Below are 18,682 nucleotides of genomic sequence, written 5' to 3'. Positions count from 1 at the left end.
TTAATGAATCCTGGATTAAACAAATATTGTTGACTATTTAATTAGTGTACATTTGCAACCATGTGCTTCTCCACGCCATAATGCAACATTTCTCGCATGGTAACGAACCATGTCCTCTTGCTTATAAGATGTATCATGTTCTTCATCGACTACGATAAGACCAATATCCTCTGCTGGAGCAAAAACTGCTGATCGGGCACCAATAATAATATGACTATCCTTACGACGTAAACGCTCCCAGTTATTATTGCGTTGTTGGACCGTCAATTTACTATGAAATACTACAACTTCATCACCAAAGGTTTCTACAAAGCGCCGTACAATTTGATCTGTCAAAATAATTTCTGGAACCAGTATAATAGCTGTCTTATCTTGACTTATACAGCGGGCTGTGGCTTTTAAATACAGTTGCGTTTTCCCACTACCCGTTACACCATGCAATAAAAAGGTTTTATGTTGATGTGAATTCATCGCCTCTTGAATAGGCTCATATACCGCTTGTTGTGCATCAGTTAATGGTATATTGACTTCTTCTGTAAACAGTTCATTAAAGGTAGTCTTTGTAGCTTTAAATCTAGATTCAATGGTAATCCCCTGAGCTTCACTCACTTGTTTAATAACCATACGGGAAAATCCTTTAGCCAATAATAAAGCTTTTGATGCACCACCTACTTCAAGTAAATATTTGGCTAACTCTCGTTGCTTCTTTTTTCGCTCACTAAATTGTTCTACAGAAAAAGCAGGCGTAACAACAAGCCATTCTTCTTTAGGTGCTTCATAGGATTTAAGAGTTTTATTAACTGTAAACAAACGTAATGCATCGCCATAAGAGAATAAATAATATTCATTTAAACGACGTGCAGTATCCATCATTTCAGGAGTAAACCACGGTTCATTGTCTAATACTTGAACAATATTTCGTAATTTAAATTCAGGGGGTTCTAATAATTCTTCATAACCAATTAGAATACCCTCTTCACGACTATTGCCTAATGGAATGAGTACACGTGTGCCAGGTAAGACATTCCCAAACTTTTCAGGCATTAAGTAGCTTAATGGTTTATGAAGTTGTTTAGCAGGTCTATTAATAATAACTTTTGCGACACGCATACACTATTTCCTTTCATTTATTATAAAAGGTCTCAGTAGAAATTCTACTAAGACCTTTTGTATTATAAGCCAGCTTCAGCTTTTAAAATTGCTGCTTTGTCAGTACGTTCCCAAGGTAAATCTACATCAGTTCTACCGAAGTGACCATATGCAGCAGTTTTGCGATAATGAGGTTTTAACAAATCAAGCATTTCAATAATACCTGCTGGACGAAGGTCGAAATGTTTCTTAACGAGTTCTTGAATTTTAGTTTCCTCAACATGACCTGTACCAAAAGTATCAACTAAGATAGATACAGGATGAGCAACGCCAATTGCGTAAGCAACTTGTACTTCACATTTATCAGCAAGACCTGCTGCAACAACGTTTTTAGCTACATAACGAGCAGCATATGCTGCAGAGCGGTCTACCTTAGATGGATCTTTACCAGAGAAAGCACCGCCGCCATGACGAGCCATACCGCCATAAGTATCTACGATGATTTTACGGCCAGTCAAACCAGCATCACCATGAGGGCCACCGATTACGAAACGGCCAGTTGGGTTGATGAAGTATTTTGTATTTTCATCAACAAATTCAGCAGGCAACGCTGCATCGATAACAAAGCGTTTCAAATCTGCTTTAATTTGTTCTTGAGTTACTTCAGGGCTATGTTGTGTAGAGATAACAATTGTATCAATACGTTTTGGTTTACCATCAACATACTCAACAGTAACTTGAGTTTTACCATCTGGACGAAGGTATGTTAACGTGCCATCTTTACGAACTTCTGTAAGACGACGAGATAAACGATGAGCTAAAGAAATAGGCATAGGCATAAGTTCAGGTGTTTCATTGGATGCATAACCAAACATCATACCTTGGTCACCAGCACCAATTTTATCTAGTGCTTCACCATTACCTTCTTTAGATTCTAGCGCTTCATCTACGCCCATAGCGATATCAGCAGATTGTTCATCAATAGAAACAAGTACACCGCAAGTATCGCAGTCAAAACCAAATTTAGCACGTGTATAGCCGATATCTCGAACAGTATCACGTACGATGCGAGGAATATCCACATAAGTATTGGTAGAGATTTCACCTACTACATGAACTAGACCCGTAGTAACTAAAGTTTCACAAGCTACACGAGCAGTTGGATCTTTTTCAATAATCGCATCCAAAACAGCATCAGAAATTTGGTCAGCTATTTTATCTGGATGGCCTTCAGTAACAGACTCAGAAGTAAAAAACATATGTTTTTCAGCCATTTTATCCTCCTAATACGAAAAAAAGCCTCTCATGTACTCATGAGAGACCCTCCCATCTAACGACATTTGTCATAGGAATTAGCACCTTTTCCGCTTGGAATGGTTGCTGTAGCTTCACAGGGCCTATCCCTCCACTACTCTTGATGAGTTACAGAAATATTATAGTGTATTTGCATTGATAAAGCAAGTCATTATTATATTTCTTTCGCCTCTAATAAAGCCAAATCGTGTTCAGCTTTGTGAAGAGCACTATCAAATTTTCGATACATGTGATGGCGACCAAGAATATCTAGAAAATCAGACTTGTACATTTCGCGACGTATATCATAACTTACATCACTTAGTAATACCTCAATACCTCTTTTTTGTAGCTCATCAATGATACTACGTAATATACGTAAGCCCGTTAAATCTACAAATGGTACTTTCACAAAACGAATTATCAAATATTTAGGATCTTTATGAATCGAATTTAATGCCCGATCAAAAGCGCTTATGGCACCAAAAAATAACGGACCTTCTACTGTATATACCATGATATCAGGATGTATTGTGATTTCATGTTTAATCTGCTCAGATAATTCTGCACAACTTGCTTCGTGCACGTCAATAGTATTAACCATTTTACGCATGAATTGTAATACCGCCAGTACTACACCTACATTTACGGCTACAACCAAATCTGTGAAAATGGTTAAAAAGAATGTGAGCAGCAAAATGACTTGATCTGGTCGTGGCGCTAAAATTAGCATGCGAATAAATCGCGGTGCATCACTCATATTATAGGCAACAACAAAAAGAATGGCTGCCATTGATGCTAACGGAATATAAACAGCATAAGGAGCTAAAAATAACAAGATAATGCATAGTGTTATGGCATGAATGATACCAGCCAATGGAGAATTACCACCTTGGCGAATATTGGTAGCAGTACGTGCAATCGCTCCTGTAGATGCAATACCACCAAATAAAGGGGCAAATATATTAGCCAGTCCTTGTCCAAACAACTCAGTATTTGATTCATGCTTTGTACCACTCATACCATCCGCTACAACTGCAGATAACAATGATTCTATTGCACCCAGCATAGCAATGGTAAAAGCAGGTCCGATTAAAGTTAATATTTTATCAAAGCTTATAATTGGTATAGAGAATTCAGGTAAACCTTGAGGAATGCCGCCAAATGCACTACCAATAGTCAAAACACTAGGAAATTGATAAATAGCTTGAATAATAGTAGCTACAACCATGGCCACAATAGGAGCTGGTACTTTTTTGATATACGGAATTCTCGGTAATATCAATAATAAAGCTAGACTTAATACGGCTATACCCAATGTTGGCAAATCTGAGTTTGGCAATGATTGAATCATAGCCCACAATTTCTCATGAAAATGAGCCATATAGGGTAATTGAGGGAATCCAAAGAAATACGGCCATTGACCAACCCAAATCGTAACCCCAATACCAGCTGTGAACCCCATAATAACAGGAGCCGGAATAAATCGGATAACTGTACCTAACTTTGCTATACCCATTAAGATAAGCATAATACCAGCCATCATAGTAGCAATTTGTAAACCTTCGAATCCATAGTTTACAACTATACTACTTAATAGGACGATAAAAGCCCCTGTAGGACCAGCAATCTGTACAGGTGAACCACCAAATAAGGAAACGAATATACCTGCAATAATAGCAGTATAGATACCCGCTTGCGGCGTAACTCCACTGGCGATAGCAAAGGCCATGGCTAATGGTAGTGCTACAACTCCTACCACCAAACCAGCAATAATATTATTGCTCCATTTATCTTTGCTTAACGAGCCATCCAAATAAGCTTTTTGAATAGCAAACATGTAAATAACACTTCTTTCTATGTACAACAAACTACAAAATATAAGATACAATCATATATCAGTGCTATTTATTTTTTACTAATTCCACAACTTCTTTCATAATGTTATGAGCTAACTCAGATTTTTTCATATTAGGCATTTCTTTTGGATCTTTATTAGGATATAAGAAGTAGCCTTCATTTGTATCTACATTAAAACCAGCATTAGACTTACTTACATCATTGGCTACAAGCATATCTAGATTTTTTCTAGCTACCTTATCTTGACCATACTCGATTACATGTTCTGTTTCCGCTGCAAACCCCACAAGAATTTGATGATTCTTTTTAGCACCTAAACCTTGTAGGATATCTGGATTCTTAACAAGTTCTAATGTCATAGACTCCATTTTTTTGATTTTCTGCTCTGCTTTGTGAAGGACTCTAAAGTCAGATACTGCAGCGGCCATAACGACTACATCTACCGTATCATATCGAGATTCAACAGCATGTTGCATAGATAAAGCAGAATCAACAGGAACAAAATCTACGCCACTTGGTACAGCTAAAGATGTAGGCGCACTAACTAAAATAACATTAGCCCCCATGCGTGCTGCTTGTTCAGCAATGGCGTACCCCATTTTACCGCTAGAACGATTACCAATATAACGAACAGGATCGATGTTTTCTTGCGTACCACCAGCGGTAACAAGTACTGTGGTACCTTCAAGCTCATTAGATTTGCACATCTGCGATTCAAGCCATTCTACAATGTCTTTAGGCTCTGGTAGACGCCCCACACCAGTGATACCACAGGCTAGCCAACCTTCAGCCGGTTCCATAATATGGTATCCCAAAGTCTGTAATCCCTCTAAATTTCGTTGCGTAATGGGATTATTATACATTTCTGTATTCATAGCAGGACAAAGATATTTTGGCGCCGTAGTAGCCATTATTGTAGTTGTTAGCATATCATCTGCAATACCGGCATAGATTTTGCCAATCACATTTGCTGTAGCAGGTACAACCACATATGCATCTGCCCATGTTGCTAGTGCAATATGCTCCACATCCCATTGGTGTACTTGTTCAAACATGTCGATAGCTACAGGATGTCCACTAATTTCACCAAATGTAAGTGGTGAAGCTATATGAGTGGCGTTTTCAGTCATAACAACCTTTACTTCAGCACCCTTTTTACGAAGTCGGCTTACTACTTCAATTGCCTTATACGCTGCAATACCTGCAGATACAGCGACAATGATATGTTTTCCGCGCATGTTCTTCTCCTTTTAAAAATTCCTTGTATCAAGGATACAAGGAATTGATTAATCTTATTTAATGCCTTCTTTTGTGCGTTTATAAGTCACTTCACCTTCGGCAATTTCATAAAATGCCAAGGATACAGGCTTGTCAGTTGCATGTGTAGATTCAGCTAAGCATTGTTCGCCATCTGTTAATTCACGAGCGCGTTTAGCTGCCAATGTTACCAAAGTATATTTGCTATCAACTTGACTTTCCAATTTTTTCAATGGAGGTTTTACCATCATACTATCACTTCTCCTTAGACTCTTGATACTGTTTATAAATAAATTGAATTTGCTCTTTATTACGACTAATCTTACAGGATTCTGCTCGTAAAATAGAAGCAACCTTCTCTGATGCCTCTCCGAGATCATCATTTACAACTATATAGTCATATCGATGAGCTAATGCCAATTCAGAACAAGCTAATGACAGCCGTTTATCAATAACTTCTTTCGCATCTGTACCGCGGTTATGTAAACGCTCAGATAACTCAGTTAGAGACGGTGGCACTATATAAATAAATACAGCATCACTAAAACGTTCTTTTACTTGCATAGCACCTTGAATATCAATTTCTAACAGTACACTTTTACCTTCATCTAATAAATCCATTACATGTTGCTTCGGTGTACCGTAGTAATTATCATATACTTTTGCATATTCTAAAAATGCATCTTCACTTAATAGAGATTCAAACTCTTCTTTTGAGCGAAAGAAATAATTGACCCCTTCCACTTCACCAACACGTGGTGCTCGTGTTGTCATAGAAACGGAATAAACTAGATTAGGCATTTCTTTTCGAATATTCGCACAAATCGTACCTTTACCTGCGCCAGATGGCCCGGATATAACGATTAATAATCCTCTGTCTGACATATGTACTCCTATGATTCTACTGTATCTTCGTCTACATCATATTGCACAAGTCGATGTGCTACGGTTTCTGGTTGAATTGCAGATAACACAATTTGACCACTATCCATAACTAATACAGCACGAGTCTTACGACCATATGTAGCATCAATGAGCAGGCCCTTATCACGTGCATCTTGAACCATACGTTTAATTGGTGCAGATTCAGGACTAATGATAGCCATAACACGGTTAGCAGATACCATATTACCAAAGCCTATATTCAATAATTGAATACTCATTTATGGACCTCCTATTACTCTACATTCTGTACTTGTTCTCTAATTTTTTCTAACTCACATTTTAGTTGAACCACAAACTCTGTAATACTTGAATCCATAGCTTTGGAACCAATTGTATTCACTTCACGATTCATTTCTTGCAAAATAAAATCCACCTTACGACCGATGGAATTCTCATCTACAAGTGTGTTTTTTAATTGTACCACATGTGAGGTGAATCGGACAATCTCTTCTGTAATATCAGTCTTATCAGCTAGTAAAGCTATTTCCTGCAAAAAACGATCTTCACTTATACTCGCTTCCAAAGAAACTAAGTACTCTTGAATTTTACCTTTTATATGCTCCCGATACGCTTCTACGGCTCCCGCCTTATTCTCATCAATATGTTTGATGACATTTTCTAAGGTAGAGATACGTGATAATAAATCTTGTTCAATATGTTTACCTTCTACCGTACGCATTGCTATTAGAGCATCTAATGCTTGAGTTGTAGATTCTTTTACTATTTCTGAAAGCACATCTTCTGCAATCGGTGTATCTTGTTGTTGAATCCATTCATTAGAAATAGAGTTGACCGCTTGCAAAGGAACCTTTTTAGGGTCATCATAAAACTCTTCTTGAACAAGTAATTCTTGTATCTGCTTTCTCAACACACTATTTATTGTAAAGGTCTTAGGTCTCTCTCCCGCATCCTGAATAGAAACAGATACTTCGACCTTACCGCGGGTAATTCGATCTTGTACTAATCCGCGAATAATGGTTTCAAAAGGGTTTATTTGCTTTGGACTACGTATAAATAAATCAAGAAATCGCGCATTTACGGACTTTATTTCTACCGTGCAGGTAATGCCATCTTTGGTTGCCGTGCCAGAACCAAAACCGGTCATACTTTTCATGTGATATCCTCCTTAGCAGTTTTTATTATTGTACCACGAATTATACATTCCGTGTTTAAATACTAAGAATTATATGTACATTATGTTATACTAAACTATACTTCTAAATAAAATTGAAAGGAGTACTATGAATTTAGACGGACTTACCATGTCTGTTCTCGCTAAAGAATTAAACGAGCGATTACAAACAGGTCAAATACAAAAATTATATCAAATAGATAAAACTACATTACTATTTAAAATTCGAGCCCTTAACGAAGATCAAAACTTGATTGTTACAGTTGGTGCAACCCCTGCAATGTATCTTAGCAAACCGATCCAGGATTTACCAAAAGAACCAAGTTCACTATGTATGTTTCTTCGTAAACATATTGAAGGTAGCCGCATTGTAAAGGTGGAACAAATTAATGGTGACCGAATCATGTGCATCCAAACGGATAAGCTTGAAATGGATGGGTCTATTACAAGTACATTTATCTATGTAGAATTAATGGGCAAATATTCAAACTGTATTTTTGTACAAGATGGAGTCATTTTAGAATCCTTAATTCACGTATCCCCTTTAATGAATCGTGAACGGTCTATTAGTCCTAAACTTAACTATGAATTACCACCAAATGCTAATCGTGTAAGTTTGATGGACTTCGATTATGAAGAAATCAAAAATCTACTAACTTCCTTTGGTGATGGTACTGTACAGCAATCTATACGGGCCATCTTTAACGGCTTTGGCAAACCCTTATTAGATGAAGTATTATGGACTGCCAATCTAGATGGTGATGAATCTATAACTGATTTAAGTCCAGACCAAATAGATACATTAGCCAAGGCATTATATGAGTTAAAAGCAAAACTCCAAGACAGTCATGGCTTATTTACTTTAATCAATGATAATAATAAAAAGGCTCACGCAACCTTTACGTTACACAACTATAAAGTACTTAAAGAATATAATACAATTTCAGAAGCTCTAGAAGAATCGATTCACAATACAAAATCAATTCACACTGCTGATAAAGAATTAGAAAAGATCTTAACAGCGGCTATCAAGAAAGAAGAAATCCGTCATCAAAAAATCAAAGATGAATTAGATGACACCAATAAAATGGATACCTATAAACTATATGGCGATATCTTAATGATTAATGCCCACTTACAGGTACAATATGAACCTTCTATCCAATTACCAAATCTTCTTTCTGAAGAAGGAGAGTTATTGACTATCCCCTTAAAGCCAAATCTTACGATTGTAGAAAACGGTCAATGGTATTACAAACTCTATACGAAATTGAAAAATCGTATGGTTAGCGGCGAATATCAACTTAATGCTAGTACTACAAAACTGGAATATCTCAAATCGATTTTATATAGTATTTCATTAGCTACTACCCGTGAAAGCCTAGAGGAAATTCGTAAAGAGTGTATGGATGCAGGTATTATAAAAAAATCTAAAAAGCCCCTATCTTACAAGCTAGGCAAATCCAATTACATTCATTTAACCATTGATGAAGGCGAAATATTTATTGGTCGTAACAATCAACAAAACGAATATTTAACCCATCGGTTTGCAAAACCAACCGATATTTGGTTCCATACACAAGATATTCAAGGTTCTCACCTCATATTAAGACTCAATGTAGAGCCTGATGACATGATTTTATCAAAGGTTGCTCAATATGCAGCATATTTTAGTAAGGCTCGCGAGACTAGTAAGGTGCCTGTAGACTATACATATATTAAAAATATCAAAAAACCACCTGGGTCTCCTCTTGGATTTGTTATCTTTAATACTCATCAAACAATGATTGTAGAGCCTAAAAAACCCGATAATTATACTGAATAAAAAAAGAAGCGAAGGAAACCCTTCGCTTCTTTTTATTTATATTATTGGTTTTCTTCTGTACGTTGTTCAGTTTGTTTCAAACTTTCACGATTTTGACGTAAGCTTTCCAATGTTTTCTCTAAGTTGTTTTCCACATATTTAAGAACATCACCAGCATATTGAATAGAGCTAGATTTCAATTCTTCAGAGGATTGGTTAGCTGCATTGATAATTTGATTGGCTTGTTCTTGCGCTTGTTTTACAAGTTCGCTTTCAGCAGTTAATTTAGCAATGTAGTCTTTTGCTTGATCAATTAAAGTTTCAGCTTGACGTTGAGCATCAGCTAATACTTTATCTTTATCAGCTACAATACGACGAGACTCTTCAAGTTCCAATGGTAAGGACTCTTGAATAGAATCAATAATACGCATAATTTCGTCTTCCTCAACCATACGTTTTGTAGTCATAGGAATACGGCTGCTAGATTCAATAAGAACCTCTAAATCTTCTAATAATTTTTCTGTTTTCATACAATTCACCCCTATTTATTATGGACCGTATTAAAGCGTTCTTCAAGTTTTTCCTTAACATCATCCGGAACTAACCCATCTAGCTTACCGCCAAATTTTGCAAGTTCACGAATACCTGTGGAGCTGACGAAAGAGTATTTATTATTAGTCATAATAAATACAGTTTCAATATCGTCATCTAAATATTTTGCAAACAAAGCACGTTGAAATTCATATTCAAAGTCACTTAACGCGCGCAAACCACGAATGATTATAGAAGCATTCTTAGATTTAACATATTCGTTAAGCAACCCCCCTGTACAATCAATCTCAACATTAGGAATATGTTTGACAGAATTTCGAATCATCTCAACCCGTTCTTCCATGGTAAACAAGGAATTTTTATTCGGATTAGAGCTAACAGCAATGATTAATTTATCAACTAATCGACTGCCACGTTCAAAAATATCAACATGTCCATTTGTAACTGGGTCAAAACTACCCGGACACACACCTATACGCACAGGTTTAGCTCCTTTCAGCTATGTTTACAAAATAGGAAACCATCGTATAACCAAATTTCTGTTCTTTTATACATTCCCATGATTCAGGCAAGGAAAATGCCTCGTCTTTATGGTGTTCTAATAATAAAACACCGTCAGGCTTTAATAAATCATAGGTCACAACCAAATCTATGGTGTCTTGTATAAATCCATTTTCATATGGTGGATCAGAAAAAATATAATCGAACTGTTGTCCCATCATATAGTTTTTTAATTGTGAAAGTTTCCTCGGAATGATTTCTAACCGATCTTCCACATGACAGTGTTTAGCATTCTCTAAAATCAACTTTCCTGTTTTAAAGTCTACCGCTACTGCATGTGCTGCACCACGACTTAAGGCTTCAATAGCTACTGCACCTGTACCAGAAAATATATCTAATACACGAGTACCAAATATACCTCTATTAGATAATACATTAAACACACTTTCACGAACACGATCAAGTGTAGGTCTTGTATCTACCCCTTTAGGTGCTTTTATAGTATGTCCCTTTGCAGTTCCGCCAATAATTCGCATACAACCCTCACAAGATTATACTCATTAATTATAGTATATAAATAACCAAATTAAAAGTATCTTTTATTTATGATACTTCAATTTTAATATCTCGTCCCATCAATTCAGCTAATGCCAAAGCTGGAGATTTTTCTTCATATAAAACTTCATATAAAGCCTTAGTTATAGGCATTTCAATATGATGTTCACAGGCCATCTTATAAACAATGTCCGTAGCAAAAAAGCCTTCTACAACCATATTCGTATGATTAATGATATAGTCCATTGTTTTTCCATCTGCTAATTGTTGACCAGCAGCTCTATTACGGCCATGAGGACTCATACAAGTGGCAATCAAATCACCCATACCAGCAAGACCAGCATAGGTTTCCTTTTGCGCCCCTAAGGCTACACCAAAACGAGTCATCTCATGTAAACCACGTGTTAAGAGTAAAGCTTTACAGTTATCACCTAACTTCAAGCCGTCAACGATCCCTGCGGCAAGAGCAATAATATTCTTCGTAGCCCCAGCTAATTCAACACCAGTAATATCGGTATTTGCATAAATCCTAAAGTTTTGACTACATAATGTTTTCTGTAACATAGTGGCCACTTCAAGATTTTCTGTACTCAATACAGAGGCAGCAGGCAAATCACGACCGATTTCCTCAGCATGATTTGGACCAGATAAAACTGCGAGATTGCATCCTACGGGGCCTAGAACCTCTCGCATAACTGTAGTTAGTAATTTACCAGTAGTACGTTCTACACCTTTTGAGCAAAGTATATAGGATTGTTCTTTACGCGCATATGGTTTAAGAGACTCTAAGCTAGTGCGTACATGTACAGACGGTGTAACCATTAGAATGATATCAGCCACTTTGATACAAGCACCAAGGTCTGAGCTATATAGTAGTTCCTTTGGTAATATTACACCTGGCAAGTACTCTTTATTCTCTAAATCTTTTGCTAATTGTGTAGCAAATTCTGGACGTCGACAATATAAAGTTGTAGTATTTCCAGCTAATACGGATTTAATAGCAAGAGCAGTACCCCAGCTACCAGAGCCGACAACAACAACATTCATAGATTAATCCTTTTTGATACGTTCTACTTTTAACTCATTACCTGCTAGTAAACGTTTAATATTATCCCAATGTCGAACAATGACAAATAAAGCTGCCAAAGCGCCAAAGCCTACGAACCAATAAGATTCTCCTGTAAAATACATTAAAATTGGTACTAAAGCTGCTGCTATAATAGATCCTAGTGATACGAGCTTAGTAAAATAGACAATCACGCCCCATACCAAGAAGGCAATCAAAGCCACTAATGGTGATAAAGCAATTAGAACTCCTAGTCCTGTAGCTACCCCACGACCACCTTTAAAGCCTAAGAAAATAGACCAGTTATGGCCCATCATAGCAAGGATACCACCTAAGATCATATACATAGGTCCATAAGAGGACAACAATACAACCCCAGCTGCCCCTTTTAAAGCATCACAGAGAAATACTGGTAATGCAGCTTTTAGACCTATAACGCGATACGTATTAGTAGCACCTATATTTTTAGAACCGTATTGACGTACATCTGTATTAAAGAAGGTCTTGCCAATAATTAGGCCACTAGGAATTGAACCAATAAGGTATGCCAACACAGCATATACAATAATCATAATATCCATTAGTCTTCATCATCTCGTTTCTTACCACGCAATACTAAACGAATTGGTGTTCCTTCAAAACCGAAAGACTCACGCAATCTATTTTCTAAGAAACGCATATATGAGAAGTGAATTAACTCTGGTTCATTTACAAACAAAATAAATGTAGGTGGTTTAACACTAGCTTGCGTCATATAGTAAATTTTTGGAATTCTGCCATTACGAGAAGGTACAGGATTTACTGTTTGAGCATCTTGTAACAATTGATTTAATGTACCTGTAGACACACGGCGATATTGTTGTTCAGAGACAAATTTCAACATATCAGCCAAGCGATGAATGCGTTGTTTAGTCAATGCAGATGCAAAAAGAATCGGTGCAAATTGTAAGAAACCTAATTCATCATAAATATCTTCAGTAAAGCGCAATGTTGTTTTGTCATCTTTTTCAATAAGATCCCATTTATTAACAACAATAATTACACCCTTACCTGCTTCATAAGCATAGCCAGCAATTTTCTTATCTTGTTCTGTAACACCATCTTGCGCATCAAGAACAAGAACGACGATATCTGAACGGTCTACAGAGCGCAAGGAACGAACAATACTATATCGTTCAACAGCTTCTTCGATTTTAGACTTACGACGCATACCTGCTGTGTCAATAAGAACAAACTTTTGATCGCCATGAGTCCAATATGTATCGATAGAGTCACGTGTTGTGCCTGCTACATCAGATACGATTACACGATCTTGACCCAATAAGGCATTAGTCAAAGAAGATTTGCCTACATTAGGACGACCAATAACTGCGACATGAATGGTATCTTCGTCATCAACATTTGTCCCAACTGGAGGGAAATGTTTAACCGTATCATCTAATAAGTCGCCTAAATTCATTAAGTTCTTAGCGGAAATACCGATAGGATCGCCTAAGCCAAGATTGTAGAATTCATAAATATTAGGTTCCTGATTAACACTGTCAATTTTGTTAACAACTAATACTACAGGTTTACCACTAGCACGTAAGATATTAGCTACCTCTTCATCAGCAGGTACAATACCTTGTTTGCCATCTACCACAAATAAGATTACATCTGCCTCTTCAATAGCCAATTCAGCTTGTAATCGCATCATCTTAGGAATGACATGACTATTATCTGTAATAAATTCGATGCCGCCTGTATCGATCATTGTAAATTCACGATTTAACCACTCTGCGTCAAAGTAAATACGATCCCGTGTTACACCAGGGATATCTTCAACGATAGAGATCCGTTTATTAACAATGGCATTAAAAAGTGTAGATTTACCTACATTTGGACGGCCTACAACGGCCACTAATGGTTTTGCCATAGTTTCACCTCATTATCTAATCTAATACATTACTATATTTTATCATATTCTACGTATAGTACGCAAAAAGGCTAACCAAGGAAACCTTGGTTAGCCTTTATATTAGACAATGAATTATTCAGCGTCTTCTGCAGTTTCTTTTGCTTCCATCAATTCAGTTAAAGCCAAGCCCAATTTCTTTTCATCTTTGTTAAGAGAAATGATTTTAACTTCAACTTCTTGACCACGGTTTAAGTAATCTTCAACTTTCGCATTACGTTGTTTTGTAATTTGAGAAATGTGAAGTAAACCTTGGATGTCGTCGTTAACAGCTACGAATGCACCATAAGCTACCAAACGAACAACTTTACCGTTGATAACATCGCCAACGTGCAATGTTTCTTCAGCTACGTCCCATGGGCTCTTAGATAAAGCTTTTAAGGACAAGGATAATTTGTTGCTTTCAGCGTCGAAGGATTGTAATTTAACTTCGATTTCTTGACCAACGGAAAGAACATCTTCCACTTTTTTGATTTTTTGCCAAGAAATGTCGGAAATGTGAAGTAAACCTTCAATACCGCCGATATCTACGAAAGCACCATAAGGCATGATTTTACGAACGATACCTTTATAGTTGTCGCCAACGTTGATGTTTTTCAATGCTTCAGCTAATTTAGCTTGACGTTCTACTTCCAATACTGCACGACGGGAAAGAACCAAACGGTTTTTCTTTTCGTCGATTTCAAGTACTTTAGCTTCGAATTCTGTACCAACCAAGTTGTCCAAGGATTTTACGAAATGAACATCACCTTGGGACAATGGAATGAAACCACGAAGGGATTTAACTGTTACTACCAAACCTGCTGGGATAGCATCAATACCTTTACATACGATAGCTTCATCTTTTTCTTGTGCTTCGATAACATATTGCCAATCTTCATCTTTAGCCAAGCGAGTCATGGAAAGATAAATAGGATTATCTTCTTTGATGTGGTTCATGATAACTGCTTTAATTTCATCACCATTTTTCAACACATCTTTGGCAGATTCTGGTGCTGGATAAGAAATTTCAGTTCTGTTCAAAATGGCTTCAGTTTTGTAGCCAAAAGATACATATGCGCGTTCATCTTCAACTTGAACTACTGTACCTTCTACAACGTTCCCTTTCTTAAATTCTTCTTGACCTTCTGCTGCTAATAATTCTGCAAAATCTTTCATTGTCTCAATGACCTCCTTAATAATCCAGTCGGGAGTCGATGCTCCTGCTGTAACTCCTACCGTCTGTACTCGGTTAAACCATTCCAGTTGTAATTCAGTAGAAGTTTCAATGTGATATGTTGTACATCCAACGTCACGACAAACCTCTGCCAATCGGTTTGTATTGCCGCTGTTCTTACCGCCTATCACTATCATAAGATCTACATTACGTGCTAAGTCAACGGCAGAGTTCTGTCGTTCTTGCGTTGCATTGCATATCGTTTTGAAAATCTTAAGATTCTTAGATTTTTTCTCTAATATCTCTATTATACTGTTAAATTTGAATTGTGAAAAGGTTGTTTGTACAACAACACCCATTTTTTCCACAATTTGTAGTTTTTCGGCGGATTCTTCATCTTCAATGATTATTCCTTTGTTATTTGCCCATAAATTGATACTTTTGACCTCAGGATGGTTTTTTTCGCCCAAAATCACCAATGTCATGCCATCTTCAATGACAGACTTAGCATCTTGTTGCGCTTTTTTTACATGAGGACATGTAGCATCTAAAATATGTAAGCCCTTTTCTTCGGCTTCAGCGTAAATAGCAGGACCTACACCATGAGATCTAATAATCATAGTTCCTTCATCGATATCAGCAACCTCTTGAATCGGGCTTACCCCTTTACTTTCTAAGCGCCCTACAACTTGAGGATTGTGAATGATAGGACCTAATGTATAACTTTTACCCTCGCTATTGGCAGCTTCATCAGCCATTTCAACAGCTCGTTTTACGCCATAGCAAAAGCCGTGGTTTTCAGCCAAAATTATTTCCATAAAGTCTCCTCTATACGATTTTCATGATACGAATCTATCATGCGTTGGATTTCACCTTTCACACGATCATTAACTTCTTTTATTGCTTCCGGTGTAGGCTTTGCTTTACTTACAGGAACTTGTTTACCAATAATACATGCTACTTGATTTTTCTTCATATTATGAGATCCAATAATCGCAACTGGTGTAATGCCAATACCCGTACGCAACGCAATGGATGCGGCTCCGTCATGGAATCTACCAAGTTTTCCACTCTTTTGTCGATTTCCTTCGGCAAATATACCTAGCACCTTATTATCTTTCAATAAACCTAATGCATGACGTATAGCTACCTTATCGATGGCTCCACGGTTTAGAGGAAACGCACCAAGCCAAGTACAGAAAAATCGAGAAATAGGATTTACAAATAACTCCTGCTTTGCCATAAAGTGCACATGTCTTGGTAATGCATACCCACAAATAGGTGGATCATTATTACTCAAATGATTTGGTACAACAATAACGGGACCTTCCATAGGGAAGTTATCACGACCGTATACCTTTAATCCATAGCCGACTTTATAACGCAACCAAAAAGCAGTACGCCAAAGCCATGTAGAAAATTTATTCATCTTAGATTCGCTCCTGTACTAGATGCAATATATGTTTCACTGCTTCATCAAATGTCATATTACTAGAATCCACAACAATGGCATCCTCAACACATACGAGTGGAGATTCATCACGATTTTTATCCATTTCATCGCGACTTTCTACGTTCTTTTTAATGTCTTCTAATGGTTGCTCATTAGAAGTACCTTGAACTTCAAGCCATCTACGTTTTGCTCGTGCATCTACAGATGCTGTTAAATATATCTTCAACTCAGCCTTTGGTAGTACAACAGAACCTATATCGCGACCATCTAAAATAACACCACCAACAGCAGCCATAGCTTGTTGTCGTTCAACTAAGTATTCACGAACACCTTTATAAGAGGCAATAGTTGATACATTCTCATTGATTTGTTGTTGTCGAATTAGATCTGTCACGTCTTGACCTTTTACAAATACTTTACAAGCATTTGCAGTAGGCTCTAATGTTAAATCTAATGAAGGGAGCAATGATTCTACATCTTTTTGATTTTTCACATCAACATGGCTATCGAGAACCGCCCATGTTACACCTCGATACATAGCGCCTGTATCGATATATAAATAACCCAATTCATTGGCCACTACTTTTGAAATACTACTTTTACCAGCCCCTGCAGGACCATCAATAGCAATGGCAATTTTTTTTGTATTCATAATAACCTCTATTCTTCATCACCATGTACAGCATGCATTGCCGCCACATAACCAGTAGAAAACGCAGCTTGTAAATTATAGCCGCCCGTAAAGGCATCAATATCCAGAACCTCACCAGCACCATATAAGCCTTTTACCAATTTAGACTCCATGGTTTTGGGACTAAACTCTTTTAACGAAATACCACCGGCTGTAACAATTGCTTCTGCTACAGGGCGTAACTCCTTTACAGTTAATGTCATATGTTGTAATACATGACATAAACGCATACGTTCTTCTTTTGTAATTTGATTAATTGGTTTGCTTGGATCTAATTCAGCAAGGTTTATCACAATCGGAATCAGATTGACAGGTAACAAATCTTTCATCCCATTAGCTAATTGTTTTTTTGAATATAAATCAAAATCCTTCTGTAAGCGTTTGTCTAAAACTTCTGCAGTTAATGCAGGCTTCAGATTTATTTCAATAGTGATTTGTGGATTTTTCTTACGCAACAATTTGCCTACTGTATGACTTAAAGACAAGATTGTAGGACCCGTAAGACCGAAATGAGTGAACATCATTTCCCCAAATTGTTTCGCTTGTACCTTATTTTTAGAAATAACGGATACCTCAACATTACGAAGACTAAGCCCCATAATATCTTTTACCCAAGATTCCCCTGTTACAATTGGTACCAATGATGGTCTTATATCTGTAATGGTATGACCAACTTTTTTAGCTAAAGCATATCCATCACCAGTAGAACCAGTTAACGGATAAGAGGCACCACCTGTACAGATGATAGCGGCATCACAAGCATATTGTTCCTTATCTGTTGTAACGCCTACAACACGACCATCCTCAACAGTAATAGATGTAACAGGTTCATTTAAATGAACTTGTACTTTATACTTTTTAAGGATTTTCATGAATATATTGCGTACTTCTAAAGCAGAATCAGATTCTGGGAATACACGTCCCCCTCGTTCAACCTTAGTTTTTAAGCCCCAACTATGTAATAATTCAAGCAAGTCTTCATTACTAAAGCGTTCATAAGCGCCATATAGGAACTTACCATTACCAGGCGTATTTTTAATGAACTCGGTCATATCTGCACTATTTGTAATATTACAGCGACCTTTACCTGTAATGCCCATCTTCTTACCAACCATATTCATTTTTTCCAATAAGATGACGCGTGCTCCTTCACGGCCTGCTATAACAGCTGCCATTAGACCTGCCGCACCACCGCCAATGACTATGATTTGTTTCATTTCTTACTTGTTCCTAACGCTTTTAGAGCTTTCACTTCACGAATTGTAAGCTGACGAGAAGCACCGCGTTTAACACCGCCCAAGGTAAGACCAGCATAGGCAATACGTTTTAAGTTATGAATGCGGTACCCAAAGTGTTCAAACATACGGCGTACTT

18 protein-coding genes, 2 pseudogenes and 1 riboswitch are annotated in these 18,682 nt (G+C 37.1%); of the genes and pseudogenes, 1 reads left to right on the top strand and 19 read right to left on the bottom strand.

Annotated elements, in window-relative coordinates; translation table 11 throughout:
- Positions 1 to 54: 54 nt before the first annotated feature.
- The 8 genes and pseudogenes from Q7P05_RS02945 to Q7P05_RS02910 all read right to left on the bottom strand — a co-directional run.
- Positions 55 to 1,110: pseudogene (locus Q7P05_RS02945) on the bottom strand (DEAD/DEAH box helicase); the annotation flags it as partial.
- A gap of 62 nt (positions 1,111 to 1,172) precedes the next feature.
- Complete coding sequence (gene metK, locus Q7P05_RS02940) at positions 1,173 to 2,363, bottom strand: methionine adenosyltransferase (protein ID WP_119206417.1); 1,191 nt, start codon at positions 2,361 to 2,363, stop codon at positions 1,173 to 1,175.
- Between the two features lie 49 nt (positions 2,364 to 2,412).
- Positions 2,413 to 2,513, bottom strand: a riboswitch (SAM riboswitch).
- Between the two features lie 44 nt (positions 2,514 to 2,557).
- Positions 2,558 to 4,222, bottom strand: coding sequence for a SulP family inorganic anion transporter (locus tag Q7P05_RS02935; RefSeq protein WP_303930333.1), 1,665 nt, complete (start codon positions 4,220 to 4,222; stop codon positions 2,558 to 2,560).
- Between the two features lie 64 nt (positions 4,223 to 4,286).
- Positions 4,287 to 5,480, bottom strand: coding sequence for a bifunctional phosphopantothenoylcysteine decarboxylase/phosphopantothenate--cysteine ligase CoaBC (gene coaBC, locus Q7P05_RS02930; protein WP_303930331.1), 1,194 nt, complete (start codon positions 5,478 to 5,480; stop codon positions 4,287 to 4,289).
- Positions 5,481 to 5,534: 54 nt separating this feature from the next.
- Positions 5,535 to 5,750 carry a DNA-directed RNA polymerase subunit omega gene (gene rpoZ / locus Q7P05_RS02925; RefSeq protein ID WP_005386751.1) on the bottom strand — a complete coding sequence of 72 codons (216 nt, stop codon included), beginning with the start codon at positions 5,748 to 5,750 and terminating at the stop codon, positions 5,535 to 5,537.
- A gap of 4 nt (positions 5,751 to 5,754) precedes the next feature.
- Positions 5,755 to 6,384, bottom strand: a complete 630-nt coding sequence (gene gmk / locus Q7P05_RS02920; RefSeq protein WP_005386752.1) for a guanylate kinase — start codon at positions 6,382 to 6,384, stop codon at positions 5,755 to 5,757.
- A gap of 8 nt (positions 6,385 to 6,392) precedes the next feature.
- Positions 6,393 to 6,662 carry an extracellular matrix/biofilm regulator RemA gene (gene remA, locus Q7P05_RS02915; RefSeq protein WP_005386753.1) on the bottom strand — a complete coding sequence of 90 codons (270 nt, stop codon included), beginning with the start codon at positions 6,660 to 6,662 and terminating at the stop codon, positions 6,393 to 6,395.
- A 14-nt stretch (positions 6,663 to 6,676) separates the two neighbouring features.
- Entirely contained in the window at positions 6,677 to 7,558 is an 882-nt protein-coding gene (locus Q7P05_RS02910) for a YicC/YloC family endoribonuclease (RefSeq protein ID WP_295820277.1), read from the bottom strand.
- Positions 7,559 to 7,685: 127 nt separating this feature from the next.
- Here Q7P05_RS02910 and Q7P05_RS02905 point away from each other — a divergent pair, with 127 nt between their 5' ends.
- Positions 7,686 to 9,401, top strand: a complete 1,716-nt coding sequence (locus Q7P05_RS02905; protein ID WP_303930330.1) for an NFACT family protein — start codon at positions 7,686 to 7,688, stop codon at positions 9,399 to 9,401.
- Positions 9,402 to 9,442: 41 nt separating this feature from the next.
- Here Q7P05_RS02905 and Q7P05_RS02900 read toward each other — a convergent pair whose 3' ends face one another.
- The 11 genes and pseudogenes from Q7P05_RS02900 to Q7P05_RS02850 all read right to left on the bottom strand — a co-directional run.
- On the bottom strand, positions 9,443 to 9,910 hold the full coding sequence (locus tag Q7P05_RS02900) for a hypothetical protein (protein ID WP_005386756.1): 468 nt from the start codon (positions 9,908 to 9,910) through the stop codon (positions 9,443 to 9,445).
- An 11-nt stretch (positions 9,911 to 9,921) separates the two neighbouring features.
- Positions 9,922 to 10,413, bottom strand: a complete 492-nt coding sequence (gene coaD, locus Q7P05_RS02895; RefSeq protein WP_303930328.1) for a pantetheine-phosphate adenylyltransferase — start codon at positions 10,411 to 10,413, stop codon at positions 9,922 to 9,924.
- A gap of 4 nt (positions 10,414 to 10,417) precedes the next feature.
- Entirely contained in the window at positions 10,418 to 10,969 is a 552-nt protein-coding gene (rsmD, locus tag Q7P05_RS02890; RefSeq protein WP_303930327.1) for a 16S rRNA (guanine(966)-N(2))-methyltransferase RsmD, read from the bottom strand.
- Positions 10,970 to 11,036: 67 nt separating this feature from the next.
- Positions 11,037 to 12,035 (bottom strand): NAD(P)H-dependent glycerol-3-phosphate dehydrogenase, encoded by a 999-nt coding sequence (locus Q7P05_RS02885; protein ID WP_303930325.1) that lies wholly within the window; start codon positions 12,033 to 12,035, stop codon positions 11,037 to 11,039.
- Positions 12,036 to 12,038: 3 nt separating this feature from the next.
- Positions 12,039 to 12,635, bottom strand: coding sequence for a glycerol-3-phosphate 1-O-acyltransferase PlsY (gene plsY / locus Q7P05_RS02880; protein WP_005386760.1), 597 nt, complete (start codon positions 12,633 to 12,635; stop codon positions 12,039 to 12,041).
- Positions 12,635 to 13,969 (bottom strand): ribosome biogenesis GTPase Der, encoded by a 1,335-nt coding sequence (der, locus tag Q7P05_RS02875; RefSeq protein WP_005386761.1) that lies wholly within the window; start codon positions 13,967 to 13,969, stop codon positions 12,635 to 12,637. Before der ends, plsY begins: the two co-directional genes overlap by 1 nt.
- Positions 13,970 to 14,083: 114 nt before the next feature.
- The gene (locus Q7P05_RS02870; RefSeq protein ID WP_295868950.1) at positions 14,084 to 15,982 is read right to left on the bottom strand and encodes a bifunctional 4-hydroxy-3-methylbut-2-enyl diphosphate reductase/30S ribosomal protein S1; all 1,899 of its coding nucleotides are present in this window, start codon (positions 15,980 to 15,982) and stop codon (positions 14,084 to 14,086) included.
- Entirely contained in the window at positions 15,973 to 16,593 is a 621-nt protein-coding gene (locus Q7P05_RS02865; protein WP_105089128.1) for a 1-acyl-sn-glycerol-3-phosphate acyltransferase, read from the bottom strand. The genes Q7P05_RS02870 and Q7P05_RS02865 overlap by 10 nt, the downstream gene beginning before the upstream one ends.
- Position 16,594: 1 nt before the next feature.
- Complete coding sequence (gene cmk / locus Q7P05_RS02860) at positions 16,595 to 17,269, bottom strand: (d)CMP kinase (protein ID WP_303930324.1); 675 nt, start codon at positions 17,267 to 17,269, stop codon at positions 16,595 to 16,597.
- A gap of 8 nt (positions 17,270 to 17,277) precedes the next feature.
- Complete coding sequence (locus Q7P05_RS02855) at positions 17,278 to 18,525, bottom strand: NAD(P)/FAD-dependent oxidoreductase (RefSeq protein ID WP_303930323.1); 1,248 nt, start codon at positions 18,523 to 18,525, stop codon at positions 17,278 to 17,280.
- Positions 18,522 to 18,682, bottom strand: a pseudogene (locus Q7P05_RS02850) (pseudouridine synthase); the annotation flags it as partial. The pseudogene Q7P05_RS02850 and the gene Q7P05_RS02855, both read right to left, overlap by 4 nt.

Source organism: Veillonella dispar, assembly GCF_937975875.1.
GTDB classification, from domain to species: Bacteria; Bacillota; Negativicutes; order Veillonellales; family Veillonellaceae; genus Veillonella; species Veillonella dispar_B.
Note: the sequence above shows the minus strand (reverse complement) of the source record. Positions and strands in the feature narration are given on the sequence as shown.